The organism is Glaciimonas sp. PAMC28666, assembly GCF_016917355.1.
Lineage (GTDB): Bacteria > Pseudomonadota > Gammaproteobacteria > Burkholderiales > Burkholderiaceae_D > Glaciimonas.
The window spans coordinates 1,653,007-1,678,671 of sequence record NZ_CP070304.1 but is presented as its reverse complement, the minus strand read 5'-3'; the positions used below and the strand labels follow the sequence as shown (position 1 = coordinate 1,678,671).

Below are 25,665 nucleotides of genomic sequence, written 5' to 3'. Positions count from 1 at the left end.
AGAAGCCGTCTATAAGTGGACGGCCCTCGCGCGTTCGTAGTAAGTGGAGACGATGGAATGAAATTTGAACGCTTAACCGGTATTCTAACGGCCTCCCTGACAGTGTCCGTGCTAACCTTCGGCGCAGTCAATCTCGCGCATGCCCTGGACTTCAAGGCGGTTGGCACAGCGCCCGTCATTCTTTACGATGCACCATCTGAAAAAGGTCGGCGCGTCGCCATTGCGCCCCGTGGCATGCCGGTCGAGGTAGTATTAACGTATGGCGAATGGACCAAGGTGCGTGATGCCAGTGGTGATTTGTCATGGGTTCAGTCGGCAGGACTGATCGGCAAGCGGAATCTACAAGTCAAGGTCGCGAACGCCAAGATCAGGGCGAACCCCAGTGACACCGCGACGCAGGTATTTAGCGCCGATAAAGGCGTATTGCTCGAATTGATGGAACCGGTTGCGTCCGGTTGGGTTAAAGTGCGCCACCGTGACGGTCAGACCGGATACGTAAAAGCATCCGATGTTTGGGGTAGTTAAAACAATTATTCGTTCTTTACTATTCACCGCAGTGGGGCTGCAGATATCCAGACGTATCCGATCGCATCCTTCACTGGCCGCTCAGTCAAATGATGCGCCGATAGCCGGTTAATGCTACGAAGTTGCCAACGCTGCCAGGTCATTTTGCGCCATTGATATTGTGCTGGCGCGAAGTTGGCATTGATCTGGCAGGCTTGTCGTGCAGGTTATCTTTCTTCAATTTTCTAAGATCGGCCTCCCGTGTCCGTTGAATCCTCACCAATGAATATCACAATCCTCGGCGCTGGCGCATGGGGAACCGCGCTGGCTATCGCATTATCTCAACGGCATAACGTTTTGTTGTGGGGCCGAAATGAGGCCAATATTGCCACCGTCACGGCGCAGCGCGAAAACGTCACCTATCTGCCGGGTTTTTCTTTGCCGTCCAGTTTAATTGTCACCGCCGATTTTGCGCAGGCGATCGCACATGTGGCCACAGATACACAAACAATTGACAGCTTATTGATCGTCGCGTCTTCGGTGGCCGGTCTGCGTGCTCTTGCCGAGCAATTGCGTGGCTTGTCGATACCGAATATCGTCTGGTTATGTAAAGGTTTTGAAGAAAAAACGCGCCTGCTGCCGCATCAAATTGTGCGGCAGGTGTTGGGAGACACGATTCCTGCGGGAGCGCTTTCCGGCCCCTCGTTTGCTCAGGAAGTCGCACGTGGGCTGCCCTGCGCGTTGTCGATAGCCACCGACGATCCAGCGCTCTCAGAGCGCGTCGTCGCCGCGGTCCACGGCTGTAATATTCGCGTTTATTCGACGGACGATATGGTCGGCGTCGAAGTCGGTGGAGCGGTCAAAAATATCATGGCAATCGCCACCGGCGTGGCTGATGGCTTGCAACTTGGACTGAATGCCAGGGCCGCGTTAATCACCCGTGGATTGGCCGAAATCACGCGCCTTGGCATCGTATTGGGTGGCCGTAGCGAAACCTTCATGGGTTTATCTGGCCTCGGCGATTTGATCCTGACATGTACCGGTGACCTCTCCCGGAACCGTAAAGTTGGCCTCGGATTAGCTGCCGGGAAAAGCCTGGAAACCGTCGTGGCAGAGTTAGGTCACGTCGCCGAAGGAGTGCGCTGTGCCTCAGCAGTGCGCGCTCTGGCGCAGGAGCTTGGGGTAGAGATGCCAATCACCAATGCAGTAGCGGGCGTATTGTTTGACGGCGATGATGCCGGTGCGATGGTCGAACTCATGTTGGCGCGTACCCCACGCGAAGAGTCGGCTTAGTCGACCTAGTCGACGGAGGCGCTATGACAGCACGGAGAAAAAATCTGATGGCTGATATCGCGTTTTGGCCTTGATCTTGTCTTGCCCGCCACCAGTGTTTGCATTGTAGCCCTGCTGCAATCAAGCCTTCACAACATGTGCATCAATGCTCTATACTCTTTTTTGTCCCTGAGAAAAAAGGGAACGGGCTTCGAATCCTGATAACACAAAAGCGTACCAAACGGCCAATGCCGCTTGGTATGTACTCGTCCGTCTTCTTTGGGCGGCGGTAACGGTGAAGCCTCCGGGCTTGCTGGTTTGTGTGCCAGTATTCGAACTCTGTTATTTGCCGCCCACCCGTTTCGAATCGGGACGCGGATCGACTACACAAAGGAAAGATAAATGTTTAACATCATGTCGCGCACGCAATCTCAATTACAAATTAACGCGAGTAGTGCTAAGGAAATCGTTTATGCCAGCTCTATTAGCCCCTTAATGAGCGTTGAGGCAAAAACGGCTAAAGGGGATTCTGAATTGGTACGAACGGACGTATCCGATAGTGCCCGTCAAGCAGTCGAGGAGGTCCTATCATGAGCAGACCAACCAGACCAACCCCGCAAACGCCATCTTCAGCCGCCGAGCCAGAGGCAATCCATCAAGCATTCTCATGGTTGCTACTAGATCATAGAACAGACCCGAACGCGGAATTTGTTGCCTTGACCAAGGACGTCTGTTTAGGTGTCCAGACCTGCATTGATCTGGCACATTTCAGTACGATGGATCGAGAGAGCGATACAACACCAGTGTTGAATATTGCAGACACGGAGCGCTTGCTGCGGTTAGGTTCTACATCTTTGCAGATGCTGGCAGACGCCGCCTCAGGGCGAATTGATCAACTCCAATCGCGGGACTGAGGAGCAAGCGAAGTAGTCGCTGAAACAATCCCGAGGCGTGAGTGCCTCAGGGTAATTCGGTGCGCTATGGATACAGCGGCGTTAACTTAGCGAAGCACCCCATCTGCCATTGAGGTGGGGCCAACCATACCGACACAGGCAGGGCGCTAGTGCGTAATAGAAAAGCACTGCGCCCCAGTGACGATTTTGGGTCTGTTCACTTCTGCTCTTTACAGTACATAACGCGACAAGTCTTCGTTCACCGCTAGTGCGCCAAGGCGTAGATCAACGTAAGCGGCATCAATCGTTAGCTGTTTTTCGCTCGTGTTGGTCGCTGCGTAGGAAATCTCTTCCAGCATTTTTTCCATCACGGTATGCAGGCGACGCGCACCGATGTTCTCAGTTTTTTCGTTGACCGAGAACGCGATTTCAGCCATGCGTTTAATCCCTTCCGGTACAAACTCTAACGTCACCCCTTCGGTTGCCAGCAACGCTTCGTATTGCGTGGTCAGGCAGGCATCGGTACCTGTCAGTATGCGTTCAAAATCGGCGATTGAGAGCGAGTCGAGTTCTACCCGAATCGGGAAGCGGCCTTGCAATTCCGGGATGAGATCCGATGGCTTTGCAAGATGAAAGGCACCTGACGCAATAAACAAAATATGATCGGTTTTGATCATGCCGTATTTGGTATTGACAGTCGTGCCCTCTACCAGAGGGAGTAAGTCGCGTTGCACGCCAGCGCGTGAAACGTCGGCACCGCCGTTCTGTGAGCGGGTGGCGATCTTATCGATTTCATCTAAAAACACGATGCCGTTTTGCTCGACGTTGAAGATGGCTTTTTGTTTTAACTCATCTTCGTTGAGCAGCTTTGCAGCTTCTTCTTCGATAAGAATCTTGAGTGCATCCTTAATTTTTACTTTGCGGCTTTTCTTGCGATTATTGCCAATTCCGGAGAACATGGATTTGATCTGCTCGGTCATTTCTTCCATGCCGGGCGGTGCCATGATTTCCATTTGTGGCGCACTTTCAGCCAACTCAATTTCGATCTCGCGGTCATCCAGCGAACCTTCTCGCAGACGTTTGCGAAAAGTCTGGCGGGTATTGTTACCCTTGTCTTTGGCGTCAGCGTCGACCGGGGTGTCTTGCTCGGGATGAAACCCGAAATCGCGTGCTGGCGGGACCAGAATATCGATCACACGATCTTCTGCAGCGTCCTCGGCACGCGACCGAAGCTTACGCATTTCAGATTCGCGGGTTTGTTTGACGCCGATATCAATCAAGTCGCGAATAATGGTTTCAACGTCGCGGCCAACGTAGCCAACTTCGGTGAATTTGGTGGCTTCAACTTTGATGAAGGGGGCGTTGGCTAATTTAGCCAGACGCCGGGCGATTTCGGTCTTGCCTACGCCGGTAGGACCAATCATCAAGATGTTCTTTGGGGTGATTTCGTGGCGTAACGGTTCGGCGACTTGCTGACGGCGCCAGCGGTTGCGTAACGCAATCGCGACTGCGCGCTTGGCTTTGTCCTGGCCGACTACGTGCTTATCAAGTTCAGAGACGATCTCTTGCGGTGTCATGTTTATATTCGTATTCATATTTTTTCGGTTCCGAGGTGGTCCGGTTCGTTGCGAAATGTGCGGTTGTTACACTCACCAGAGAGTAGAAGGGCGGCCATTCGCCGCCACGCGTAACGTGTGCACCGGCAGATGTTACTCAAGGGTTTCGATAATGTGCGATTGATTGGTATAAATACAAAGATCGCCGGCAATCACCAGAGATTTTTTCACAATCTCGGCAGGTGATAATGTGGTGTTTTCATACAGCGCCTTGGCTGCTGATTGTGCAAAAACGCCACCCGACCCAATTGCACCAATCCCATCGGTGGGTTCCAGAACATCGCCGTTGCCGGTAATAACCAGCGTGGTATCGCGGTCTGCCGTAAGCAGCATCGCTTCGAGTCTACGCAACATGCGATCGGTGCGCCATTCTTTGGCCAGATCCACCGATGCGCGCATCAGATTACCTTGATGCTTTTCCAGTTTGGCTTCAAACAGATCCAAAAGGGTAAACGCATCTGCTGTGCCGCCCGCAAAACCCACTAATACTTTACCGTGGTAAAGCGTGCGCACTTTACGCGCTGTGCCTTTCATCACGACGTTTCCGAGAGTGACCTGACCATCCCCACCCAACGCGACACTGTTTCCGCGACGTACGGAGAGGATGGTGGTACCGTGAAATTGTTCCATTTTGCTTGCCTAAAAAAAAAGCGGACCGCACGTGTGGCAGTTGGACGAACTGCACGAGTCGGGCCAGAAATGCGGCGTCCGGAGGTCGGACGTCTTCGCAGTAGTGCATTTAGTGCAATATTTGATCATTATCGCAGGACTACAGCGCAGACAATCCCGCGTAATGCTAAAAAAATGGGGGCGCAGCACGTGATTACAAGCACTGGTTGGCGCAAATTAGTGGCTGTTACTGCAGATCGAACTCGATCCACCGAATTGTCCCTGGGTAGCGCCATTTTTGGTGCACATTCGTCTTTGCATGCGGAATATTGATAAAATTACATCGAGTGTCGGGCGCCGCAAAAACCGCTCATTTGAGGCTTTTGTGTTCATGCGTCACCAGAATGCCTCTATCAAGGCGATTAACGTCATGAATGCTTGAAAACCAACACTGTTCGGTTGCGTCCACTGGCACCGCATTCTATTAGTTCTTGCGCAACGAAATACTGACTATCTCTGGCATCCCCATCGCTTTAAATAGCGCTCCTACCAAATGGTTGACTTCGTGCAACTCAATTTTTCGACCTTGATTAATTAGGGGCACGAGGCCGTTCATTAGTTGTCCTGCAGCATTGAAATCCACCCGTATCAGACGAGAGCAGTCAATAAAAGTCGGATTGTGGCTGGAGGCGTATGCCTGAAGCTGCAACAATAGATCGTTGACATTTCCCTCTATCAAAACTGGCATCCGAAAATGCGCGCGATTTTTCATCGATTGCTCGCCCGGCAAGTCAGCAAGCGTTTCGTTGCCGGAGGCAACGATGACCTTCGATTTTGGGGGAATGAACGGGGGCGGCGATACTTCAAACGTGATGCTGTAATCGATGCTGACGTCTTCAAACGCTGACTCGTCGTTGAGCAAATGCAGAATTTCGAGCAATAATAACCATGGCGCGGTGGTGTCTTCGTGGCGACCTACAGAAACAATGGCGCGAATCGCATCGGTTAATTCATTAGGGCCCACCAAAATAAGATCAATGCCTGAACGTTGTAGTTTTTTTAACGTCTGCCACAAAAGACCGCAAGCAATCGGGTCGACCGAGGTGACACGCTTGAATTCCAGGCGCAAAGCGGGATGTTTTGTTGCAAGTTTCTCCGCCCGTTCAAGGTGCTTTGAAATATTGTCATCGAGCTTGCCGGAGAACGACACCGCAGGAACGGCTATTTCGTTGAGCAGTAAGTCGGTTTGTGGGTTTAGCGTGAGTTGCTCATCCCAGGCAGGGGGAGAGCTCTCAAATTTATGGGCATAATTAACTGACAGATCGTCGAATTGTTGGGGCTTGTTAGTGATGCGATATAGGTCCAGGAGCATCCACCACACGTTAGCGGTCGCATTTCCCAGATTATCGTCCTCTATCGCCTGTTCAAGCAGCTGTTCGGCAACCTCGGAATGGGCGCTTGCGAACAGCAATGCTGCTTCTTCGATCACCGCTGGCATGTCCGACATGGCGACCTGAATGGTTCCGCCTCTGTTAGCGGCAGAGGCTGCAGGGCTGCCGATCGCTACCATAGCGCTTTTGCGGGGGGCCGCGGCATTATTAGGTTCATTCTCCGGACTGACGCCTTTTTTGTTTATTGCGGCATCCGAAAGCATGGTATTTAATATCGTGGTCGGATAGACAAACTCCGAAGACATTTCAGACTCGATCGCATCGATTTTCATTGCCGTGGAATTAAGCGCTGGCGCATTTCGGCGTCCGGGCTCTGTGCCTTGTTCATGCGTTTTACCGCCTACAGACTGAATCGAAGTGGCGCTCTTGTCAGCCGCTGTGTCGATAACAGCCGCAGCTTTTTCGTTCTGACGGGCGTGTTTGCCAAAAAAGGAGAAAATCCCCACATGTATCCTCAGCGGTAAATTGGCGGGCCTTGATAAGGTGTAATCCGGAAACTAATGGTGTAGTGTAGTCGGATATGGCGGTCTGGAAGCGGGTGTTATGTCATTTTAGGGAAAAATCTGGTGTTTGATTTTTCCGCCTATCTAATTGCATCAATTGAAGTTCAAAAACGGCATACATCATGGGGTATTCGAATAAAACACCGGAGAGGTGGTGGCCAAAACAGGCTTCACCCACGATACCAGCCAAAGGATTTTTTTGAGACGATTGGCATGCAGAACGATCAGTTTTATACTTTTTTCGACCTTGTCTCAGAGACAATGCTTTAAGCACTTGAAGATTCGGTCTTGTTTATGCGATACGCATGTGAGATGTTGACTTTGATGAGGGGAAGCCGGGAAGACTTAAAAGACAGAGATGAATGACCGTATGGTTCCTGCTCTGCGAGCGCGGAGCAACATTGGCATTGGGAGATACTGCCCCACGTTAGTCAGGCGCGTCGTAAAACAACGGTATTAAGGGGCAGGGCCACGCAACGACACGTTTCCCGTGAGGGCAAATCCGCATGGGGAAGAGCGTGCGCGCAGAAGCTATCCCGCAAAGCAAAGATCGCCATTCTTGATTAGAAATGGTAATAGTGGACCGTGCTTGAATGCGGGGGTGGGAAGCTTTGCCGGGTTGAACCGGCAACAGGATTAGTCCCCGTATAGCTTTTGTTTCAGTTCGCGTCGTTGTTGCGCTTCTAACGACAAAGTCGCTGTGGGCCGCGCCAGCAAACGTGGAATGCCGATCGGCTCGCCAGTTTCTTCGCACCAGCCATATTCGCCACCATCAATTGATGCAATCGACTGTTGCACTTTTTTAAGTAATTTTCGTTCGCGATCACGTGTACGCAACTCCAGTGCGTGCTCTTCTTCGATCGTGGCGCGGTCTGCGGGATCCGGTACAAGTACGGTCTCGCGCAGGTGTTCAGTAGTTTCTCCGGCGTTTTTCAGCAGATCAACTTCTAGCTGTTTTAGGCGCGCTCTGAAGAAAGCCAATTGTGCCGCGTTCATGTAATCCGATTCGCTCATCGTGACGAGTTGCGCTTCGGTTAACAGGGGGGCATCTGGGGTGGGGTTAGTTATTTTGGTAGCCACTTCGGGTCTTTCGATACGACGTATTTTTCAATTTTATCCGTTAACTCAGTACGTGAGGGTAAGATATTTTCAATGCCCTCTTTGTTTCTCGTACCGAATAAGGCCGCGGGGAATTCTTTTCTTTGAGGTAATCAACAGCGGGTCAGATGCTGGGAAATTAACTTGTCAACATTGAATCGCTTTTGTTGTCATCACGATCATTATTTGTAACTCGATCAGGGATTCTACAACAGGTTTGATCTCAAAGCGTCCAGCTTCTTGTAAATAGGGTGATTGGCATAAGATTCGTTAACGTCCTTTTGACGTAATTGCATGATCTGGCTGCATTCCGTCATTTGCAGAATGTACGTTTGGTCACTTTATTTGCCCTCATGCAAAACTGCCATAGTTTATACCAGACATTGCTCCAAACCGCGAATAAAGATGTCTTTTGGTAGCTTTTTACCTATGAAAACCATTTTGCTGGCGGGAATTTCGTTCTCGTCCCACTTCCCGCCCACATCGCTTCCCATAATTTGATGTACGCCTTGGAACACAACCTTGCGGTCCGCGCCATCCATCAGCAATATGCCTTTGTAGCGCAACATGCGGGGTCCATAGACCTGAATCATGCCATCGAGAAATTCTTCAAGTCGTGCGGCGTCGAAAGGGCGTTCGCTTTTAAAAACGAACGCAGCGATATCATCATCGTGGTGCGCATGGTGATGATTATGGGCATGGGGTGCATGCTCTACAGTGTGCGCGTGATCTTCCTGATGCGAAGGATGGTCGCAATCGCTGCCGCTGTGTGCGTGATCGTGATGTGCGTGCTGCTCCTGATCGCTCTGGCTTTCTTCGGCGGCAAGAAAGTCCGGATCGATTTCTAATTTCGCGTTCAGATTGAAGCCGCGGATATCCAGAATTTCGGCGATCGGGGTATGGGCCGGATCAAGTCGAATGATCGCTGCACGCGGATTGATACGCGTCAGGCGCGCCATCAAGACGGCGACCTCTGCTTCGCTGACCAGGTCCGTTTTCGACAACAATAGTTTGTCGGCGAAGCCAACCTGCCGTTGCGCTTCTTCCTGCTGGTCGAGTTGCTGCATGGCGTGTTTCGCATCGACTACGGTGACGATTGCATCAAGCATGAAATGGAGAGCGACTTCCTCGTCCACGAAAAATGTTTGTGCAACCGGACCCGGGTTGGCCATTCCGGTGGTTTCGATGATGACATGGTCGAACTGTAGTTCTCCAGCGTCCCGGCGACGTGCAAGTGAGCTCAAGGCGACGATCAGATCACCGCGCACGGTGCAGCAAATACATCCGTTGTTCATTTCGATGATTTGCTCGGTGCTGTCTTGCACCAAAATCTCATTGTTGATATTTTCCTGGCCGAACTCATTCTCGATGATGGCAATTTTGTGGCCATGCGGCTGTTGCAAAATACGATTGAGCAAAGTGGTTTTACCTGCGCCAAGAAAGCCGGTAAGAATGGTAGTTGGGATAAGTGCCATGATGTTTTTAAGCGTCGGTGAGCTGAAATGAAGAGGGGCGGCGGCGTTATAACGCCGTATTTATTGTGCTGTAGTAGTGTTCTGTAATTAATCGTTTTGAATGTAGGAACGTCTGTCAGAGCAGGCAAAGCGCGCTAAGCGCATCCTACAGGAACGAACAGCGCGGGCTTGATGACGCAAAACCAGCCTAATGGGCGCAGTCAGCACACCAGCCTTTGATCGTCAATTCAATATCGTGACCTTCAAACCCTTTGCCGAGTGATTCTTGCAAGGCGTACTGCAAATGCTGGCGCAACAAAGCAGGCGAAGTTGTGCCAGCCACTGCGGTGGCCGCCACTGCGGTGGTCGCCACTGCGGTGGTCGCCACTTCCGCCGATTTAGCCGGGGCGGTATTCAAGACCGGTGCCAGGACGTCCCCTAGAAAACCCGCTTCGCCGCTCCCATCCAGACAGAAAACTTTTGCGCAGCGGGTGCATTTGAAATGCCCATGTTGGTGCTGCGCGTGTAGCGTTGAATGGGCTGAGGTAGATTCGGTATGCTCGGCGCCAGCGCTATAGAGAAATACTCGGTCGTCACCAGCAATTTTATGGGCCAGTCCGGCGTCGGTCAGGCAGTCAAGTGCGCGATATAAAGTGACGCGATCTATATCTACAAATAAGTCTTGCATGTCCTGATGGGATACGGCGCAGCGGGCTTCAAGCAGCGCTGTTAATACTTTGATGCGCGCCGTCGTGCTGCGCACCGAAGAATGGCGCAATTGTTCCTCAGCTAGCGCAGCGGCTTGGGAAAGTGGCGCAGCACTGATAGCGGTCGAAAAGTTTTTCGTGCCCGGTTTAGTTTTGATGTCAGCGATCATGCAAGCGCAGTTGAAGTAGTCGTTAGCAAGGTTCGATTATGCCCCAAATTGCAATTGTGTTGCAATTGAGGTGCATTTTTTCAGCCATGCACGTGGATTCCCCGACGCGAGATAAAAAAAATTGCCTTCCACGTTCCACATAGACTATTTATTGCTTCATTTGTTTGGGGCTTTTTTTGCGCGGGGATGTGCAGCGTCATAAACCTGAGCGAGACGCTGAAAATCGAGCGAGGTGTAAACTTGCGTGGAAGCAATCGACGTATGTCCCAGCATTTCTTGTACGGCGCGTAAGTCTCCAGAACTTTGCAAAACGTGCGAGGCGAACGAATGGCGCAATACGTGAGGGTGGACCGTAGTGACGATGCCTAGCGCCTGTGCATGGGCCTTTAGCCTTAGCTGAATCACCCTTGGCGATACGCGGCTACCTCGCTCCGTGAGGAATAGCGCAACTGCGTCGCCAGGCTTTGCCGCATTGTTTTTGACCAAAGTGTTACGTAGTGGTAGCCAGTCTGCGATAGCGCGCAGTGCCGGTTGCCCAACCGGCACTGCCCGTTGTTTGTCGCCTTTTCCGGTGACTCTTACTTCGGCAGCTTCCCAGTCGACCCAGCCAGCTGAGACATGCGCGGCCTCGTTCGTGTAGTGGACGTCGAGGCCGGTTAACTCGGAAACCCGGAGTCCGCTCGAGTAAAGCAATTCGAACATGGCTTGATTGCAGGCAGCGAACGTGGCGGTATGCGCGTTAAGGGGGGGGGAAGTTGCCACCAGGCGTATGGCGTCATCGGCGTTGAGCGCTTTTGGTAGCGGTTTGCCGCGTCGTGGTGGCTTGACGCCCTCGACCGGGTTGCTGGCGAGCGGAATTTGCTCACCTAACCAGTTGAAGAAGCCACGCCAGGCAGAAAGCTTGCGTGCGATTGAGCGCGCATTGAGGCCACGGGAGTGGAGTTGGACTGCAAATTTGCGGATATGCGCGTGCGTCAGAGTTGTGAAGTCGAGCGCAGCATTTACGGCACGCTCACCTGGACCCGCGGTGAGCGTGCGGCCCATCTCGCATAACTCCAGTAGATCCCGCCCATAATTAGTGAGCGTGTGAGGTGATAACTTCCGTACGTAGCGAAGGTTATCGAGATACGCTTGAATGTCCGCTGACGGGCTGACCGGCTCAGAAGATAATGGATCATGGCGCGACATGGCAGTTATCGGATCAGGCAAGCAGGCAGGCTAACGCAGCGCTTGCTGTATCGCCGATTTTACTAAGGAAATCGGTTGCCATATCGGGGCTAAAGCGTTCCGGGTCAGGCGAGCTTAGCACGAGCAAACCGAATGCCTCAGAGGCGGGATCAAGGCGCAACGGCAGCAGCGCGATCGATCCCGTTTCGGTCGGGTGATCAAGCCAGGATGCCACTTCAAACGCATTGTTGGTGCCGCAAAATGGAACGCGTAAACCGTTTGCAAAGAGTCTTGAATCAGCAGACGCGGGCGATGCAAACCAGGTGTGCGAAAATTCTTCGGCGACGGTCCACAGCCGCATGGTGGCTTGAGGTACGTTGAAGATTGTTTGTAAGCCCGCGATCAGGGTATGGGGCATTTCAACATCGTTGCGGGCCAGAAGGAGGCTGCGTGACCACATCTGCAATTTGTCTGCAATGGCGTCATTTTCCTGTGCATTACGTGCCATATCGGCTAGCCGAAGATCTTGCACCTTTATTTTTTCTCGCAATATTTCCATCTGACGCTCTTGCAGCGAAATGGCACGGCCTAGCAGGGGGCTGGTCAATTTGATTTTGCCTAATAACTCGGCATGCTCTTCAAAAAAATGTGGCGTTGCGGCAAGATATTGCGCGATGGTATCGGGATCCAGATGGCTGCTCATAGTGTGAGTTGAGTATGAAGTGGGTGCGGGTGATAGGGGAGAACGGATTGTTGAATCAAGATATCAATGTCCAAAGGGTATCACCACTATTGGAATGAGCGAAAATTAATGCGGCGGTAGATTTTTAAGCCGAAATTACGAGGCTTCAAAAACAAGGAGATTCAAAAATAATGAGCTTGAAGAAAACAAAAGGCCCACATGAAAAATCATGTGGGCCTTTTGAATTTCTAGCTAAGCAGGCATTTCCGCGTTACCGCAGATATTACTAACTTACATTAGAACTTGTGACGGATACCAACGGTAACAGCAGTCTGGTTGTTGTTCGAACCAGTTGTGTCGCCTTCAACGCCTGGGTTGATAGCGTTTTTAGCACGCAGGTATGAAGCGAATGCATACAAGTCAGTACGCTTCGACAGGAAGTAGTCAGTACCCAGATTAAACTGAGTCAACTTGCCTTTAGCTGAATTTGCATCAACGAAAGTCAATTTGCTGTACTGAACACTAGCCAACAAATGCAAAGGTGCTGTCAAAGAATAGTTAGTACCCAATTCGAAGATGTCAGCTTTGTTGTTGTTGATGCTGCCGATACCGAAGGTACCCAATGGTGTTGGGTTCGCAGCAGTAGCGCCTGATGCAGTAGCCAAAGGCTGCTTAACACGTGACCAGTTACCGTACAAACGTGCAGGGCCGACTTGGTAACTAGCACCCAAACCGAATACTTTCAGAGCTGTATCGCCAGCATTGCCAGCAGTGAATACAGTACCGTTAGTCAAAGACACATCACTAGGTGTAGCGCCTTTTTTCGATTGGTAGTAAGCAGCGTACAGGCCGAGTGGGCCGTTCGCGTATTGACCACCGAAACCGAACGATTGACCTGAAGTCGTTTGACCAGCTGTTTCGCCGAAACCGTAGATTGCGCTAGCTGTGAAGCCTGACAGGTTTGTAGTGTTGTAACGGATTGAGTTCTGGGTACGTGTACCTTCCAAACGATCCAAATTGTGGCCAACCGCGCCAGTTACGCCACCGAAATCTTGAACCGAAGTCCATTGGCTGACATCATCAAAAATGTCAGTCTGACGACCCAACAAGACTGTACCGAATGCATCGCTGCTCAGACCAACAACTGACTTACGACGGAACAAATCGGTCGCGCCTTTGTCGCCTTGCAAAGCACCTGTGTCATTATTGAAGCCAGCTTCTAGTTGGAAAACTGCTTTCAGACCGCCGCCCAGATCTTCAACGCCTTTGAAACCCAGACGTGAGCCTTGGACGATGCCGGAGTTGACAGCAAACTTGCTACCGGTTTGACCAGTAGTAGTGTTCAATGCTTTGTTTGTATAAGTGACGCCAGTATCAACGATACCGTAGATTGTTACTGAGCTTTGAGCTTGTGCTGCACCTGCGATTGCGCCTAGTACGGCCAGTGCGATTAGTGATTTCTTCATTTGACGTCCTTTATTTGGAAAAGCCTGCTTTAAGGATCCGTACATCTGTCGGATGGGTGAACATTAATGGGTCCCGCTGTTTACTCTGGCGCTTTGGTCTTATGCAGTGCTATTAATTTGTCGAAATTGTCGGGGCTTGCTGTTTATGTTGTATTTTTGTGACACACAAGCGGCACTATATCGATGGGATAAAAAGCTTATGTTCTGCCAGGTAGTGTCAATTTCATATGTGTCGGCAGGTAAATATTTGACGCGCCGTCCCGTTCACCCTACATATATAGAATGAATGCTTGCAGCAGATCGTGAGTTCAGGGCTATTCATTAGCTAGTTATTAGTTACAGAACGAAGCGCCCGGCGAGAACATTTCGGGCGCCTAAATCGGAATTTGCGTCGGGAGGAGGGGATCTCTGGCCGTCAACATTCCAGATTAATGCGAAGGCATCTTTTGTATCAACCCTGCTGAAAAAAAGATCGACTGATCTCTTTAGGAGTTCAGCGGAGTTAGCTGGGAATGCCTTAAAAATCGACGATCTTGCGCTATTTTGAGGTGACGCTTCATTAATCCGGTGATTTCGACCCTTGCTAAATCAGTAAAATTTAAAAAAATATCACTTTGTTGTATTAAAGCTGCGAACTTTATTCGAAATTGTTATCAAATAAAGGATTCTTCATTTATCGAGGATAATTTACGCTTTTGCATGATGGGTGTTTATGGCTAAACGAGAAGATCTGGCAATTATTCGCGCAGCGCGTGCAGGACAGGCGGCGGCGCAGCTTGCACTTGGCAAGCGCTACCTGTTTGGCGGTAACGGTTTGCCGCAGAGCTTTCCAACGGCTTTACATTGGTTGGATCGCGCTGCACAACAACAAGAGGCTGAGGCCTGGACATTAATCGGGACGTACATTGCGCTTGATGTCGCACGTGGTGCGTCAAATCCGCTCGATCTATGTGCCTGGTACGAACGCGCATTTGATGCTGGCGTCATGCAAGCTGGGTTGGTATTGGCGCAATTAGTCCTGGATAGCAACACGCCGATCGATGATCGCGCTTCTTTAGCAGCGTTCAGGAACAAGGCTTTGCAGGCGCTCGAAGCAGCGGCCCATGCCAATATTCCTGAGGCGCAGTGGTTATTGGCGCAACAAGCATCCCAGGCCGATCAAGTGGTAGTAGCACAGGTAGCGCACGACGATGTCGGTGGTGAAGGCGCAGATAGCGCCGGTGAAATGAAGAGCGCAGAAAGTGTCGGCGTACTCAGCCGCCTTAGCCGGGCTGGCGAATTGCCGGGCGACGTGCTCCGTCGTGTGCCGTTAGCTGGTTCCAAAACCAGTGGTGCGACGCTGGAATGGACCGCCCGTGCAGCCGATGCGGGCGTTATGCAAGCGCAACACTCGCTGGCGCAGATCGCGTGGGAAAAACACGAGTGGATGACCTTTTTAGAGCGAGGCCTGCCCCTGGCGCGCGCCGTCGCGCAACAATATGTCGGGGAATTGGCACAACTGCATGCACCGTCCGAATCCCTGGCACGGCGCATAGGCGAGGCTAACCTATTGTTGTTAACGCGTTGCGCGCGTGCTTTGATGATGACAACAGAGTTCGACGCCAACGAAGTACAACAATTTTTGGAACTGGCTGCGGCAGCTGACGATAAATCTGCGCAGCGCGACCTGGGACTTTGGTACGCTCGCATGGACAGCGACGGTGAACGTACCGTTGGTGGGGCCGGCTCGGCGAATTATAAAAAGGCGATTCGCTGGTTGACCCACGCAGGTGAACGAGGTTTATCGGAGGCTTGGTACGCGTTGTCGCGCATCTACCTGAAATCCGAATTTTCGCAACGTAATCTGGCGGACATGCAGCGGCATCTGGAGCATGCGGCCGAAATGGGGCATCGTGCAGCGCAACTGGAATGCGGCGTCAGTGCCTGGCGTAACCGGCGAGAAAAGCTGACGAATGATGTTCAGGCAGTCTATTGGCTGCAAAAAGCAGCGGCTCAGGGCAGCGTCGAGGCCCATACGTTGCTGGCAAAAATAGCCGACACTGCGCGTCCTACGGCGTGGGCGCTGAGCGCTAAACAGCGACTCACGCGTGAGATGGTGGCAGGGCACCCATTTTTGGTGGCGCGCATCGAACTTGCTCTGCTTTTTGGATTAAGCCGGCCGGAAGCTTTATTGCTGGATTTAAATCAAGCTGATTGCGGCCACTGTCTGGTGGTGGATATCCGTGTGTTTTATGCTCGCAGCAAACGACGCCTGGTGTTGATTGAAACTGGCGACGAACGCCAGACTTTGAACCGGCTGGCGCGCTTGTTCGAGGACGTTGATTGCGGTCCGAATGGGCCAGAGGGAAATTATCGGCAGCGTTTGTATCGCTTTAAAACTGCGTTGCCGGGATTGGATATGGCTGACGTCGAAGCCGATGCTGATGCTGATGTCGTCGCCGTTGCAGCTGATGATAGTGAGGAGTTTGTTAGCACTGCGCTTCGGGCCGGCACCTGATTGCGTAGTGGCACCCAATCGGCTTGATTGCCGTGTGATGTTCTGATTGCGTTCTAATTTTGCGACAGATCCAGTTCGATTTCTCCTTCGAACACGGTCACTGCGGGGCCTGTGAGTTTGACCGCTTGTCCTACGCCGTTCCATGCGATAGATAGGTCTCCGCCGTGCGTATGGACAATGACTGGCGAATCCAGCAGGCCGCGTTGAATGCCCGCAACCACTGCGGCACACGCACCGGTTCCGCAAGCTAAAGTCTCTCCTGCCCCGCGCTCATAGACACGCAATTTAATCTGATGGCGATCGACAATCTGCATAAAGCCAGCGTTGACGCGTTTCGGGAATCGCGGATGATGCTCAATCACAGGGCCAGTCGTGAGAACCGGCGCGGCTTCGGTATCGCTGACCACTTGAATCGCGTGTGGATTTCCCATCGAAACGACGGAAAACAGGATCGGCTTGCCATCTATCTCCAAAGGCCATAACGTACCCGCGCCCTGGTGTTGCGCTGCTAGCTCCCAGGTGTCGAACGGTATATCCACCGGTGTCAGGATTGGTGCGCCCATATCGACAGTAATAGAGCCGTCATCTTCCAGCATTGGTTCGATCAAACCACACATGGTTTCGACTTTGATGGATCGTTTCTGAGTGAGTCCTTTTTCTGTGACAAATTTGACAAACGCGCGCGCACCGTTACCGCATTGTTCAACTTCGCCGCCATCGGCGTTATAAATACGATAACGAAAATCGACGCCTGCCGCCTGCGGCTTTTCTACAACGAGCATCTGATCGGCACCGATGCCAAAGCGACGATCCGCCAGACCCTGCCACTGAGCGGGAGTAAGGTCGATATGCTGATTGATTGCATCAATGACGATGAAATCGTTGCCAGCGCCGTGCATTTTCGTAAATTTAAGTTTCATGGCGTGATTATAAGGCTGCGGGAGTAAGGCTGTAAAAATACGGCTGTAAAAGTACGGCTGTGAAAGAAACGCACGTCTTAATTTATTCAAAGCTTTCCAGGGAAGTAAATGGCATATCCCTGAATTGGTTGTGCTTGAACCGTCCTGATTAATAAGGCCCGGGCGCACCCTGCGGCCTGGTTTTAAAGCGCTTGTGCGCCCAGAAATATTCGGCCGGTGCTTCAAGCACTCTTGCTTCAATGAACGCATTCATGCGTCGGGTTGCTTCCGTTATATCGTCGCCGGGGTAATTCTCCCAAGCCGGATAAAAAGTGACCTTCCAGCCTTGGTAGCCCGGCAAGTAGGTTGCTATCATCGGTACCACACTGGCTTTGGTTGCGGCGGCGATTCTCGCTGGCGCCGTCAGTGTTGCTGCCTGAATCCCAAAAAACGGTACGAATTCGGCATCTTTGGTCCCAAAATCCATATCCGGCAACATGATGAAGGGAAACCCTTCCCGCATTGCCCGGATAATGGGCTTTACGCCTTGTTCTCGTGTGAATAATTTAACCGGACGAAACCGCGACCGGCCTTTGAGCAGCGCGGCGTCTACCAATGGATCTTGCTGGCGAGAATAAATTGTGCAGATCGAGAGTGAGGAATTGAGTACTAACGCAATGCCCGGAATTTCCAGACAAACAAAATGGGGGCATAGCAAAATCGTCGGTCCGGCCTGCAGCGTGTCGAGCGGTAAATCGGATTCGATTTTTATCAGTCGTTTGAGGCGCGCTTCAGAAGCCCACCACAACACGCTGCGCTCCAGAGCGCTGCGCGAGTAAGCTTGGAAATGGCGACGGGCCAGGCTGACACGTTCTGCTTCCGGCATCTCGGGAAAGCACAATCGCAGGTTGGTCAAAGTGATGTGGCGGCGCGGTTTCATGATAATGAAAAGCAGCGAACCAAGGCCTTCGCCAAGCGGTCCGAGTATCCATAGGGGCAGCCAGTGCGTCATCCATAATAAAAAAATCAGTGCCCTCATGGTGCATCCTGATGGTTGGCATTGGCATTGCCTGGCGCGCTGACGCCAGGTGGCGTTTTGTAGCGGTTATAGCTCCAGATATATTGCGATGGGCACCGAGCGATCAACTTTTCCATCGCGGCATTAATAGCCCGCGCCTGCTGTTCTGGCGTGTTACCGAGCTCTTCTTCAAAGGGCACGAAGCGAATGACAAAACCGCGACCGAAAGGCAGCCGTTCAGCATACGAAAGAATAATTGGTGCCCCGCTCATTTGGTGTAGTTTGGCCGACAACGTCATCGTGTACGCGGCTGTGCCAAAAAAATCGGCCCATACGCCTTCACCATTTTGCGGGACTTGATCGGGTAACAAACCGATGGCGTGGCCTTTTTTGAGTGCCTTGAGTAAGGCCCGTACCCCCGTTAAATTTGCCGGAGCGAGGTGCAAATTAGGACGCGCGCGCGCGCCCTCAATTAAAGGTTTTAACGCGGCCTTGCGTGGCGGCCGATACAGAGCAGTGAGTGAGGTTTTGGCGGCAATCGCTTGAGCGATGATCTCAAAGCAGCCTAAATGTGGGGTTAAAAAAATGACGCCGGTCTTTGCGTCAAGCGCCGCTTGCGCCAGCTCCCAATTTTCGATGCTGGCCGTGCGCAATACCTTGTCAGGGGGTGCGCACCAGATAAAGGGAAGTTCAAACATGCTTTTGCCGGATTCCCGAATCGCCTGGGATAGGTGACCCTGGTAGCCGGCACGTCTTAAATTTGCTTTTAATTTGCGCCGATAGGATGGCGAGAGCAAATACACCAGCCACCCGATTACGGAACCGATCAGGTGCAGCGCAAATAGCGGCAATTTTGATAAGAGTTGAAATAGTTTGACAAGCATCGGAAGGCAGAAAACGGCGTTTTGCCGAAAAGTTGTAAAAGGCGTAAAATAACATACGTGGGATAAACAAAGGCAGTGATCAGCGGATTTCGCCGATTGCTCATGTTGCAAGTAAGTTGCAAGCTATATTGCAAGTATGGGGCTTTTTACATTGATTTGAATGTGGCCGTCTACACCACGTAGTACAGGATTTCACCCGCCGAGTTAATAGACAACTTGCGAAGCGGTATATAAATTTCGCTAAAGCGTCGCAGGCTCTACAGCAGGACTGCGGCAATGGTCACCACTGTATTTCTTTCTGGCAGGAGCCTGTTATGACACACGAATACCTCTTTACCTCTGAATCCGTTTCCGAGGGACATCCCGATAAAGTCGCGGATCAAATTTCCGATGCTATTTTAGACGCCATTCTGGCGCAAGATCCTACTGCGCGCGTCGCCGCTGAAACCTTGGTCAACACCGGTCTGGTGGTATTGGCCGGTGAAGTCACAACGCATGCCAACGTTGATTATATTAACGTGGCACGCGAGACCCTCAAACGCATCGGATACGACAATGCCGATTTTGGTATCGATTGCAAAAGTTGCGCGGTGTTGGTGGCCTACGACAAGCAGTCGCCGGATATTGCCCAAGGCGTTAATGAAGGCACGGGATTGGATCTGGATCAGGGCGCGGGCGATCAAGGCCTGATGTTTGGTTACGCTTGCGACGAAACCCCGGAATTGATGCCAGCGGCTATTTATTACGCCCATCGCATCGTCGAACGGCAATCGCAATTGCGCAGAGATGGACGATTGCCTTGGCTGCGTCCGGATGCTAAGTCACAGGTCACGCTGAAGTACGTTAATGGTATACCAGTCGCGATCGATACGATTGTCTTGTCAACCCAGCATGCACCGGAAATGCAGCACAAGGATATTGAAGCGGCGGCTATTGAAGAAATCATCAAGCCGGTAGTGCCGAAGGAATGGCTGCAAAACACACGTTATCTGATCAACCCTACCGGGCGTTTCGTTATCGGCGGACCGCAAGGTGATTGTGGATTGACCGGGCGCAAAATCATTGTCGACACCTACGGCGGCGCAGCCCCGCATGGTGGCGGCGCGTTTTCCGGAAAGGACCCATCGAAGGTTGATCGTTCCGCTGCTTACGCTGGTCGCTATGTTGCCAAAAATATCGTTGCGGCAGGCTTGGCTACCCGTTGCCAGATTCAGGTGTCGTACGCCATTGGCATTGCTAAACCGACTTCGGTGATGGTCACGACCTTTGGCACTGGCAAGATCAGCGATGAAAAATTGTCTCAACTTGTATTGGAGCATTTTGACCTGCGGCCAAAGGGTATTGTTCAAATGCTGGACTTGTTGCGTCCTATTTATGAAAAAACCGCTGCATACGGCCATTTTGGTCGCGAAGAGCCGGAATTCAGCTGGGAACGGACTGACAGGGCGGCTGCTTTAAAAGCGTCATTGTGATGGCGTAGTGCATAGTGATGGGGAAGCGCCATTATTCCGCCGCAATATGCACTAACTGCAACCGAGCTTGTTATCAAGCGCGGGAATTAATGCAAAATCGACGCGAGAAGAGACCTTTCGGCAATCTGTGATGCCGGAGCTTTCCTCTCGCGTTGGTTTATTTGTAGAGTTAGTCTGTCCCATCGTCTTCGAACAGGCGCAAAATGCTAACTAAATGATGCTTTGCCGAACCACAACTAGTTGATACACTGAATTGCTTCTTAAGCAAGATTGGCGCGATATTTGATCCACCAAATTGATGTGGCAGAAAGCATCCAGCAGAACCGGCCGCTTTGCCGTGCAAATTTTATTGTGTCCTTTGTGCTATTGGGCTTTACCTATTATGGCCGCAACTCCTCCTTCTCCCGTCACCGAGACGCAAGCTGCTTTGATGCCGCCGCCCAGACGGCGTCTAGTAAATAACACGGTGTCGTCTTTTCGAATCGCTGCGTGGTTGATCGCCATTGCGGTTTTGATGCTTGTCCTCACGTTACATTTGTTGACAGCGCTGCTGGCAGGATTGCTGGTGTATCAATTGGTGCGCTCTCTGACGCCGCTGATTGAACGCCGACTTACCAGTGAGCGCTCGCACTTGATCGCCGTTGTTATTTTGTCAACTGTCATCATCGGTGTCCTTACCGGCATTATTCTGGGTTTGATCGCGTTCTTTCACGGCGGCCCTGACCGCATGATGGTGATTCAGACGAAACTGATGGACGTCATTGATCAAGCCCGCACCCAGATGCCGGCAGCGCTACAGCGATTTTTGCCGGACGATATCGTTGGAACCCGGCAGATGGTGACAGAAATGATTGAGTCCCATAGCGGCGAACTCAAGCTGGCGGGTAGAGAAGCCATACAGGTATTCATTCACGTGTTGGTTGGCATGGTATTGGGAGCGATGGTTGCGATGACCGCCGAGCATCCTCTGCCCATACTGCAGCCGTTGGCTTCCGAGTTGCTGGGCCGTGCGCGCTTGCTGGCGGAGGCTTTTCGGCGCGTGGTGTTCGCCCAGATCAAAATTTCATTGCTCAATACGGTGCTGACCGCCATATTTTTGCAGGTGATACTACGCTTGGCGGATGTCCATTTGCCACTAACAAAGACAATGATCGTGGTCACCTTTCTGGCCGGATTACTGCCCGTTATTGGCAATTTGATTTCCAATTCTCTCATCGTTATCGTGGCGTTGTCGGTTTCTTTATACGTGGCATTGTCGGCATTGATCTTTTTGATCGTGATTCACAAGCTTGAGTATTTTTTAAACGCCCGCATTGTCGGTTCGCAAATCAATGCGCGGAGCTGGGAGTTATTGCTGATGATGGCGCTGGCAGAGGCTGCCTTTGGTCTGCCGGGATTAGTCGCAGCGCCGGTTTTTTATGCCTACATAAAAAGCGAACTGTACGAAATGGGTTGGGTTTGATGAGGACTTGTCTGTACATTTTTCAGTGCTGAACTTTTGGTATCCTGTCAAAAAAGGTGGCAACAAAGTCTATATTTGCAGTTTTGAGGGGATCGAGCAGCAAAGCCATGAAAGCAATTTGAATTTGAATTAGAATACCAACTTCGTGCCAAGGAGCGTTGCGACAAACCGTAGAGTTTGCCAGGCTTGGTAACGTTTTTTCATGCAACCGCGCTCACGTTACTTTTTTTCTAACGAAAGGAGGGCGTGATGAACGCCGTTGTAATGAAATCCATCCCTACTACTCTTGCATCTTCCGATTTTGTTGTTGCCGATATCAGCCTGGCTGGTTGGGGTGATAAAGAAATTCGCATCGCTGAGACCGAAATGCCCGGCCTGATGGCCATTCGTCAAGAATTCGCTGCCGCCCAACCGCTAAAAGGCGCGCGCATCACCGGTTCGATTCACATGACGATCCAAACAGCAGTGCTCATTCACACACTTGAAGCGCTTGGCGCAAAAGTGCGTTGGGCTTCTTGCAATATTTACTCGACTCAGGATCATGCAGCCGCTGCAATTGCTGCCGCTGGAACGCCGGTATTTGCTTTTAAAGGCGAATCGCTGGATGAATATTGGGAATTCACGCATCGCATTTTCGAATGGCCGGGTGAAGAACAAGCCAATATGATTCTGGATGATGGCGGTGATGCTACTTTGTTGCTGCATCTCGGTACGCGCGCTGAAAAAGACGCATCGGTATTGAACAATCCTACGTCAGAAGAAGAAATTTGCTTGTACAACGCCATCAAGAACAAGTTGGCGACTTCGCCGAACTGGTATTCGACCCGTCTGGCACAAGTCAAAGGCGTTACCGAAGAAACCACAACAGGGGTGCATCGCTTGTATCAGATGCATAAAGAAGGCAAATTGGCTTTCCCTGCAATCAATGTGAATGATTCAGTCACCAAGTCGAAGTTCGATAATTTGTATGGCTGCCGTGAATCGCTGGTGGATGGCATCAAGCGTGCGACCGACGTGATGATTGCCGGTAAAGTTGCGGTTATCGCCGGTTATGGCGATGTCGGTAAAGGGTCGGCGCAAGCAATGCGTGCTTTGTCTGCACAAGTTTGGGTTACAGAAATCGACCCAATTTGCGCGCTCCAGGCGGCAATGGAAGGTTATCGTGTTGTGACGATGGATTATGCGGCGGAACATGGCGACATTTTTGTCACCTGTACCGGCAATTATCACGTCATCACGCATGACCATATGGCAAAGATGAAGGATCAGGCAATTGTTTGCAATATCGGCCATTTCGACAACGAGATCGAAGTCGCCGCGTTGAAGAAATACACTTGGGAAAATATCAAGCCACAAGTTGATCACGTTATTTTTCCAGATGGAAAGCGCATCATTCTGTTGGCTGAAGGCCGCCTGGTCAATTTGGGTTGCGGTACCGGTCATCCGTCGTATGTTATGAGCTCTTCGTTTGCAAATCAAACCATCGCGCAAATTGAATTGTTCGTAAATACGAAGGCTTATCCAGTCGGCGTTTATACACTGCCGAAACATCTGGATGAGAAGGTTGCACGGTTGCAGTTACAAAAACTGAACGCACAACTAAGCGTGCTAACAGAAGAGCAAGCGGCGTATATCGGTGTGAAACAAACTGGTCCTTACAAACCGGAACAATATCGTTATTAAGCATAAAAAAATGGCATCAAATAATCACATCAAATCAGGCCAGCATATCGGCTTGATTTCTACGCTTTAGCGAGAAGTCAGATTTGGTTGGTCGCTATAGGGTTATAGGGCTGAGGATTTTTTCGTATCTTGAAACTCAGCCCACTTGGCGTTTTCGACCGGATAAATGAAAAATACGGTAGCACAAAGAAGTTGTTTTAGCGTCACAAAACAGGAGAGATGAATGCGTTTATTGGTGTCGTGGTTAATTAATGCGCTGGCTTTGCTAGCGGTGCCATATTTGATGCATTCCGTATCGGTTGATAGTTTTGGCGCGGCGTTGATAGCCGCCCTGATCCTCGGTTTCGTGAATACCCTGATCCGTCCGATTCTGCTGGTATTGACTTTGCCCGCGACGGTCGTGACATTAGGTTTGTTTATTTTTGTTATCAATGGATTGATGTTTTGGATGGTGGCGCAGTTGGTGGGCGGCTTTCACGTGGCCAGTTTCTGGGCGGCGGTTGGCGGTGCCATTTTGTACAGCATCGTTTCGTGGGCTTTGTCCACTTTGTTACTGAAAAAAAATTAAATGTCTTCCCACAATTTCAGCATTGAGTTTTTCCCTCCGAAGACGCCCGAAGGCGCGGAGAAACTGCGCGTAACGCGCGCCAGGCTGGCTGAACTGCAACCGAAATATTTTTCGGTCACATTTGGCGCTGGCGGCTCTACTCAAAAAGGGACCCTCGATACCGTCCTGGAGATTCGTAATGAAGGCCATGATGCCGCTCCGCATATTTCCTGCCTCGGCAGCTCGCGCGAATCATTGCGAGCGATTCTGACGCAGTACAAGGAAAATGGGATCAAGCGTTTGGTTGCCTTGCGAGGCGATGCCCCAAGCGGTTACGGCGGCGTGGATTTTTCCTCAAGCGAATTTCGTTACGCCAATGAACTGGTGGAGTTCATTCGGACTGAAACCGGGGATTGGTTTCATATTGAGGTGGCTGCTTACCCTGAAATGCATCCGCAGGCAAAATCGCCGCAAGATGACGTGCAACGGTTTGCCGCCAAGGTGAAAGCCGGTGCAAACGGTGCCATTACGCAGTATTTTTACAACACGGATGCGTATTTCCGTTTCGTGGAGGAAGCGCAAAAACTGGGGGCGACTGTGCCCGTTATCGCCGGGATCATGCCGATCACCAACTATTCCCAGCTAATGCGTTTCTCTGACATGTGCGGGACCGAGATCCCGCGCTGGATTCGTCTGAAACTCGCCGCTTACGGTGATGATGCCGAGTCAATACGCGCGTTTGGTCTCGACGTGGTTACGCAACTTTGTGAACGGCTGCTCGCCGGCGGCGCGCCCGGTTTGCATTTTTACACGCTGAATAACGCCGCAGCAACAACCGCCATCTGGCATCGCTTGAAATAAATTTTTGTGAGACCTGGCTGCGCAGCGCAATACTGCGCAGCATCGGTGTGCCGAAATAAGTCATTCACATTTATTACCGCTTCTTAAAAGCAACCGCTTTCAGTAAAAATCTGGTCCAGCGCAATATCATGCATGCCGCTATCAAACTCTACCAGGGCTTCCGCGTAACTGATACCAATCGTGGTTGGCCGGGGGTTCACTGCCAGCGTGCGATCATAGAAGCCGCCTCCATAACCTAGCCGCAGTCGTGCGCGGGTAAAGCCGACGCAGGGAATTAGGAGAGCTTGCGGACTGACGATGTCGCCGCTGGCCGGGAAGGGTACGCCGAAGCTGTCTTTAATCATGGCTTCGCCGGGCGTCCAGCGTACAAACTGCAGCGGTTCCTCTGCACCGATAACAACAGGCAGCGCCAACCGCACCCCGCGCGCAATCAGCGCAGCATAGGTGGCGTGTAAATCAGGCTCGCCACGGATCGGCCAATACACACCCAGCACACCTGGCACACCCAGCACATCCGGGAAGTCCGACTTACCCCCAGCATTGCCGCCTGACATGCTGGTTGCCCAGTCCAGCACCTGGGCGCCAATTGCAGTATCGAACGCGCGCCGTTGATCGTCAGGAATACGCTTTCGTGCCGTTAGCAACGCGATCCGTAAAAGTGCCTTATCTGGTCCGTTTTCGGGTCCCGAATCCGGTGTATCACATGCTATGCTTGGGCTGGTCATTGGTACTCGCAGATTGAGGGTTGTT

Annotated in this window: 22 protein-coding genes and 1 riboswitch; of the genes, 9 read left to right on the top strand and 13 right to left on the bottom strand. The window is 51.5% G+C overall.

Annotated features, from left to right (window positions below; all coding sequences use genetic code 11):
- Positions 1-57 precede the first annotated feature (57 nt).
- The 3 genes from JQN73_RS07120 (at position 58) to JQN73_RS07110 (ending at position 2,690) form a co-directional block, all read left to right on the top strand.
- Positions 58-525 (top strand): SH3 domain-containing protein, encoded by a 468-nt coding sequence (locus JQN73_RS07120; RefSeq protein ID WP_205322402.1) that lies wholly within the window; start codon positions 58-60, stop codon positions 523-525.
- 261 nt (positions 526-786) lie between these two features.
- Positions 787-1,797, top strand: a complete 1,011-nt coding sequence (locus tag JQN73_RS07115; protein ID WP_205322401.1) for an NAD(P)H-dependent glycerol-3-phosphate dehydrogenase — start codon at positions 787-789, stop codon at positions 1,795-1,797.
- 569 nt (positions 1,798-2,366) lie between these two features.
- The gene (locus JQN73_RS07110) at positions 2,367-2,690 is read left to right on the top strand and encodes a hypothetical protein (protein WP_205322400.1); all 324 of its coding nucleotides are present in this window, start codon (positions 2,367-2,369) and stop codon (positions 2,688-2,690) included.
- Positions 2,691-2,899: 209 nt separating this feature from the next.
- Here the strand turns inward: JQN73_RS07110 and hslU are convergent, their stop codons facing one another.
- From hslU to JQN73_RS07065, 9 genes are all read right to left on the bottom strand, one after another.
- Positions 2,900-4,252 (bottom strand): ATP-dependent protease ATPase subunit HslU, encoded by a 1,353-nt coding sequence (hslU, locus tag JQN73_RS07105; RefSeq protein ID WP_304607816.1) that lies wholly within the window; start codon positions 4,250-4,252, stop codon positions 2,900-2,902.
- A 126-nt stretch (positions 4,253-4,378) separates the two neighbouring features.
- Positions 4,379-4,915 (bottom strand): ATP-dependent protease subunit HslV, encoded by a 537-nt coding sequence (hslV, locus tag JQN73_RS07100; protein WP_205322399.1) that lies wholly within the window; start codon positions 4,913-4,915, stop codon positions 4,379-4,381.
- Positions 4,916-5,378: 463 nt separating this feature from the next.
- Positions 5,379-6,791 (bottom strand): hypothetical protein, encoded by a 1,413-nt coding sequence (locus JQN73_RS07095; RefSeq protein ID WP_205322398.1) that lies wholly within the window; start codon positions 6,789-6,791, stop codon positions 5,379-5,381.
- 693 nt (positions 6,792-7,484) lie between these two features.
- Positions 7,485-7,928, bottom strand: coding sequence for an RNA polymerase-binding protein DksA (dksA, locus tag JQN73_RS07090; RefSeq protein ID WP_205322397.1), 444 nt, complete (start codon positions 7,926-7,928; stop codon positions 7,485-7,487).
- A gap of 389 nt (positions 7,929-8,317) precedes the next feature.
- Positions 8,318-9,421 (bottom strand): GTP-binding protein, encoded by a 1,104-nt coding sequence (locus JQN73_RS07085; RefSeq protein WP_205322396.1) that lies wholly within the window; start codon positions 9,419-9,421, stop codon positions 8,318-8,320.
- Positions 9,422-9,608: 187 nt separating this feature from the next.
- Entirely contained in the window at positions 9,609-10,277 is a 669-nt protein-coding gene (locus JQN73_RS07080; RefSeq protein WP_205322395.1) for a Fur family transcriptional regulator, read from the bottom strand.
- A gap of 156 nt (positions 10,278-10,433) precedes the next feature.
- Positions 10,434-11,465 carry a tyrosine recombinase XerC gene (locus JQN73_RS07075; RefSeq protein WP_205322394.1) on the bottom strand — a complete coding sequence of 344 codons (1,032 nt, stop codon included), beginning with the start codon at positions 11,463-11,465 and terminating at the stop codon, positions 10,434-10,436.
- Between the two features lie 13 nt (positions 11,466-11,478).
- Entirely contained in the window at positions 11,479-12,147 is a 669-nt protein-coding gene (locus JQN73_RS07070; RefSeq protein WP_205322393.1) for a DUF484 family protein, read from the bottom strand.
- Positions 12,148-12,422: 275 nt separating this feature from the next.
- Positions 12,423-13,592 (bottom strand): porin, encoded by a 1,170-nt coding sequence (locus JQN73_RS07065; protein ID WP_205322392.1) that lies wholly within the window; start codon positions 13,590-13,592, stop codon positions 12,423-12,425.
- 712 nt (positions 13,593-14,304) lie between these two features.
- On the opposite strand from JQN73_RS07065, the gene JQN73_RS07060 reads away from it, so the two are divergent.
- Positions 14,305-16,089 carry an SEL1-like repeat protein gene (locus tag JQN73_RS07060; protein WP_205322391.1) on the top strand — a complete coding sequence of 595 codons (1,785 nt, stop codon included), beginning with the start codon at positions 14,305-14,307 and terminating at the stop codon, positions 16,087-16,089.
- Positions 16,090-16,142: 53 nt separating this feature from the next.
- Here the strand turns inward: JQN73_RS07060 and dapF are convergent, their stop codons facing one another.
- The 3 genes from dapF to JQN73_RS07045 form a co-directional block, all read right to left on the bottom strand.
- Complete coding sequence (gene dapF / locus JQN73_RS07055) at positions 16,143-17,009, bottom strand: diaminopimelate epimerase (RefSeq protein ID WP_205322390.1); 867 nt, start codon at positions 17,007-17,009, stop codon at positions 16,143-16,145.
- A 148-nt stretch (positions 17,010-17,157) separates the two neighbouring features.
- The gene (locus JQN73_RS07050; RefSeq protein ID WP_205322389.1) at positions 17,158-18,027 is read right to left on the bottom strand and encodes a lipid A biosynthesis acyltransferase; all 870 of its coding nucleotides are present in this window, start codon (positions 18,025-18,027) and stop codon (positions 17,158-17,160) included.
- Positions 18,024-18,890, bottom strand: a complete 867-nt coding sequence (locus JQN73_RS07045; protein ID WP_205322388.1) for a lysophospholipid acyltransferase family protein — start codon at positions 18,888-18,890, stop codon at positions 18,024-18,026. Before JQN73_RS07045 ends, JQN73_RS07050 begins: the two co-directional genes overlap by 4 nt.
- Before the next feature lie 314 nt (positions 18,891-19,204).
- Here JQN73_RS07045 and metK point away from each other — a divergent pair, with 314 nt between their 5' ends.
- The 5 genes from metK to metF all read left to right on the top strand — a co-directional run bounded on the left by metK (position 19,205) and on the right by metF (position 24,915).
- Positions 19,205-20,362 (top strand): methionine adenosyltransferase, encoded by a 1,158-nt coding sequence (gene metK, locus JQN73_RS07040; protein ID WP_205322387.1) that lies wholly within the window; start codon positions 19,205-19,207, stop codon positions 20,360-20,362.
- A 382-nt stretch (positions 20,363-20,744) separates the two neighbouring features.
- A complete protein-coding gene (locus JQN73_RS07035; RefSeq protein ID WP_205322386.1) occupies positions 20,745-21,824 on the top strand; it encodes an AI-2E family transporter in 1,080 nt (359 codons plus the stop codon).
- Between the two features lie 144 nt (positions 21,825-21,968).
- Positions 21,969-22,047, top strand: a riboswitch (S-adenosyl-L-homocysteine riboswitch).
- Between the two features lie 26 nt (positions 22,048-22,073).
- Positions 22,074-23,507, top strand: a complete 1,434-nt coding sequence (ahcY, locus tag JQN73_RS07030) for an adenosylhomocysteinase (RefSeq protein ID WP_370551328.1) — start codon at positions 22,074-22,076, stop codon at positions 23,505-23,507.
- Between the two features lie 223 nt (positions 23,508-23,730).
- Complete coding sequence (locus JQN73_RS07025) at positions 23,731-24,075, top strand: phage holin family protein (protein WP_205322385.1); 345 nt, start codon at positions 23,731-23,733, stop codon at positions 24,073-24,075.
- Positions 24,076-24,915: a methylenetetrahydrofolate reductase [NAD(P)H] gene (gene metF, locus JQN73_RS07020; RefSeq protein ID WP_205322384.1), complete on the top strand. Its 840-nt coding sequence runs from the start codon at positions 24,076-24,078 to the stop codon at positions 24,913-24,915.
- A gap of 83 nt (positions 24,916-24,998) precedes the next feature.
- Here the strand turns inward: metF and JQN73_RS07015 are convergent, their stop codons facing one another.
- Positions 24,999-25,640, bottom strand: a complete 642-nt coding sequence (locus tag JQN73_RS07015; RefSeq protein WP_205322383.1) for a 5-formyltetrahydrofolate cyclo-ligase — start codon at positions 25,638-25,640, stop codon at positions 24,999-25,001.
- Positions 25,641-25,665: the final 25 nt, after the last annotated feature.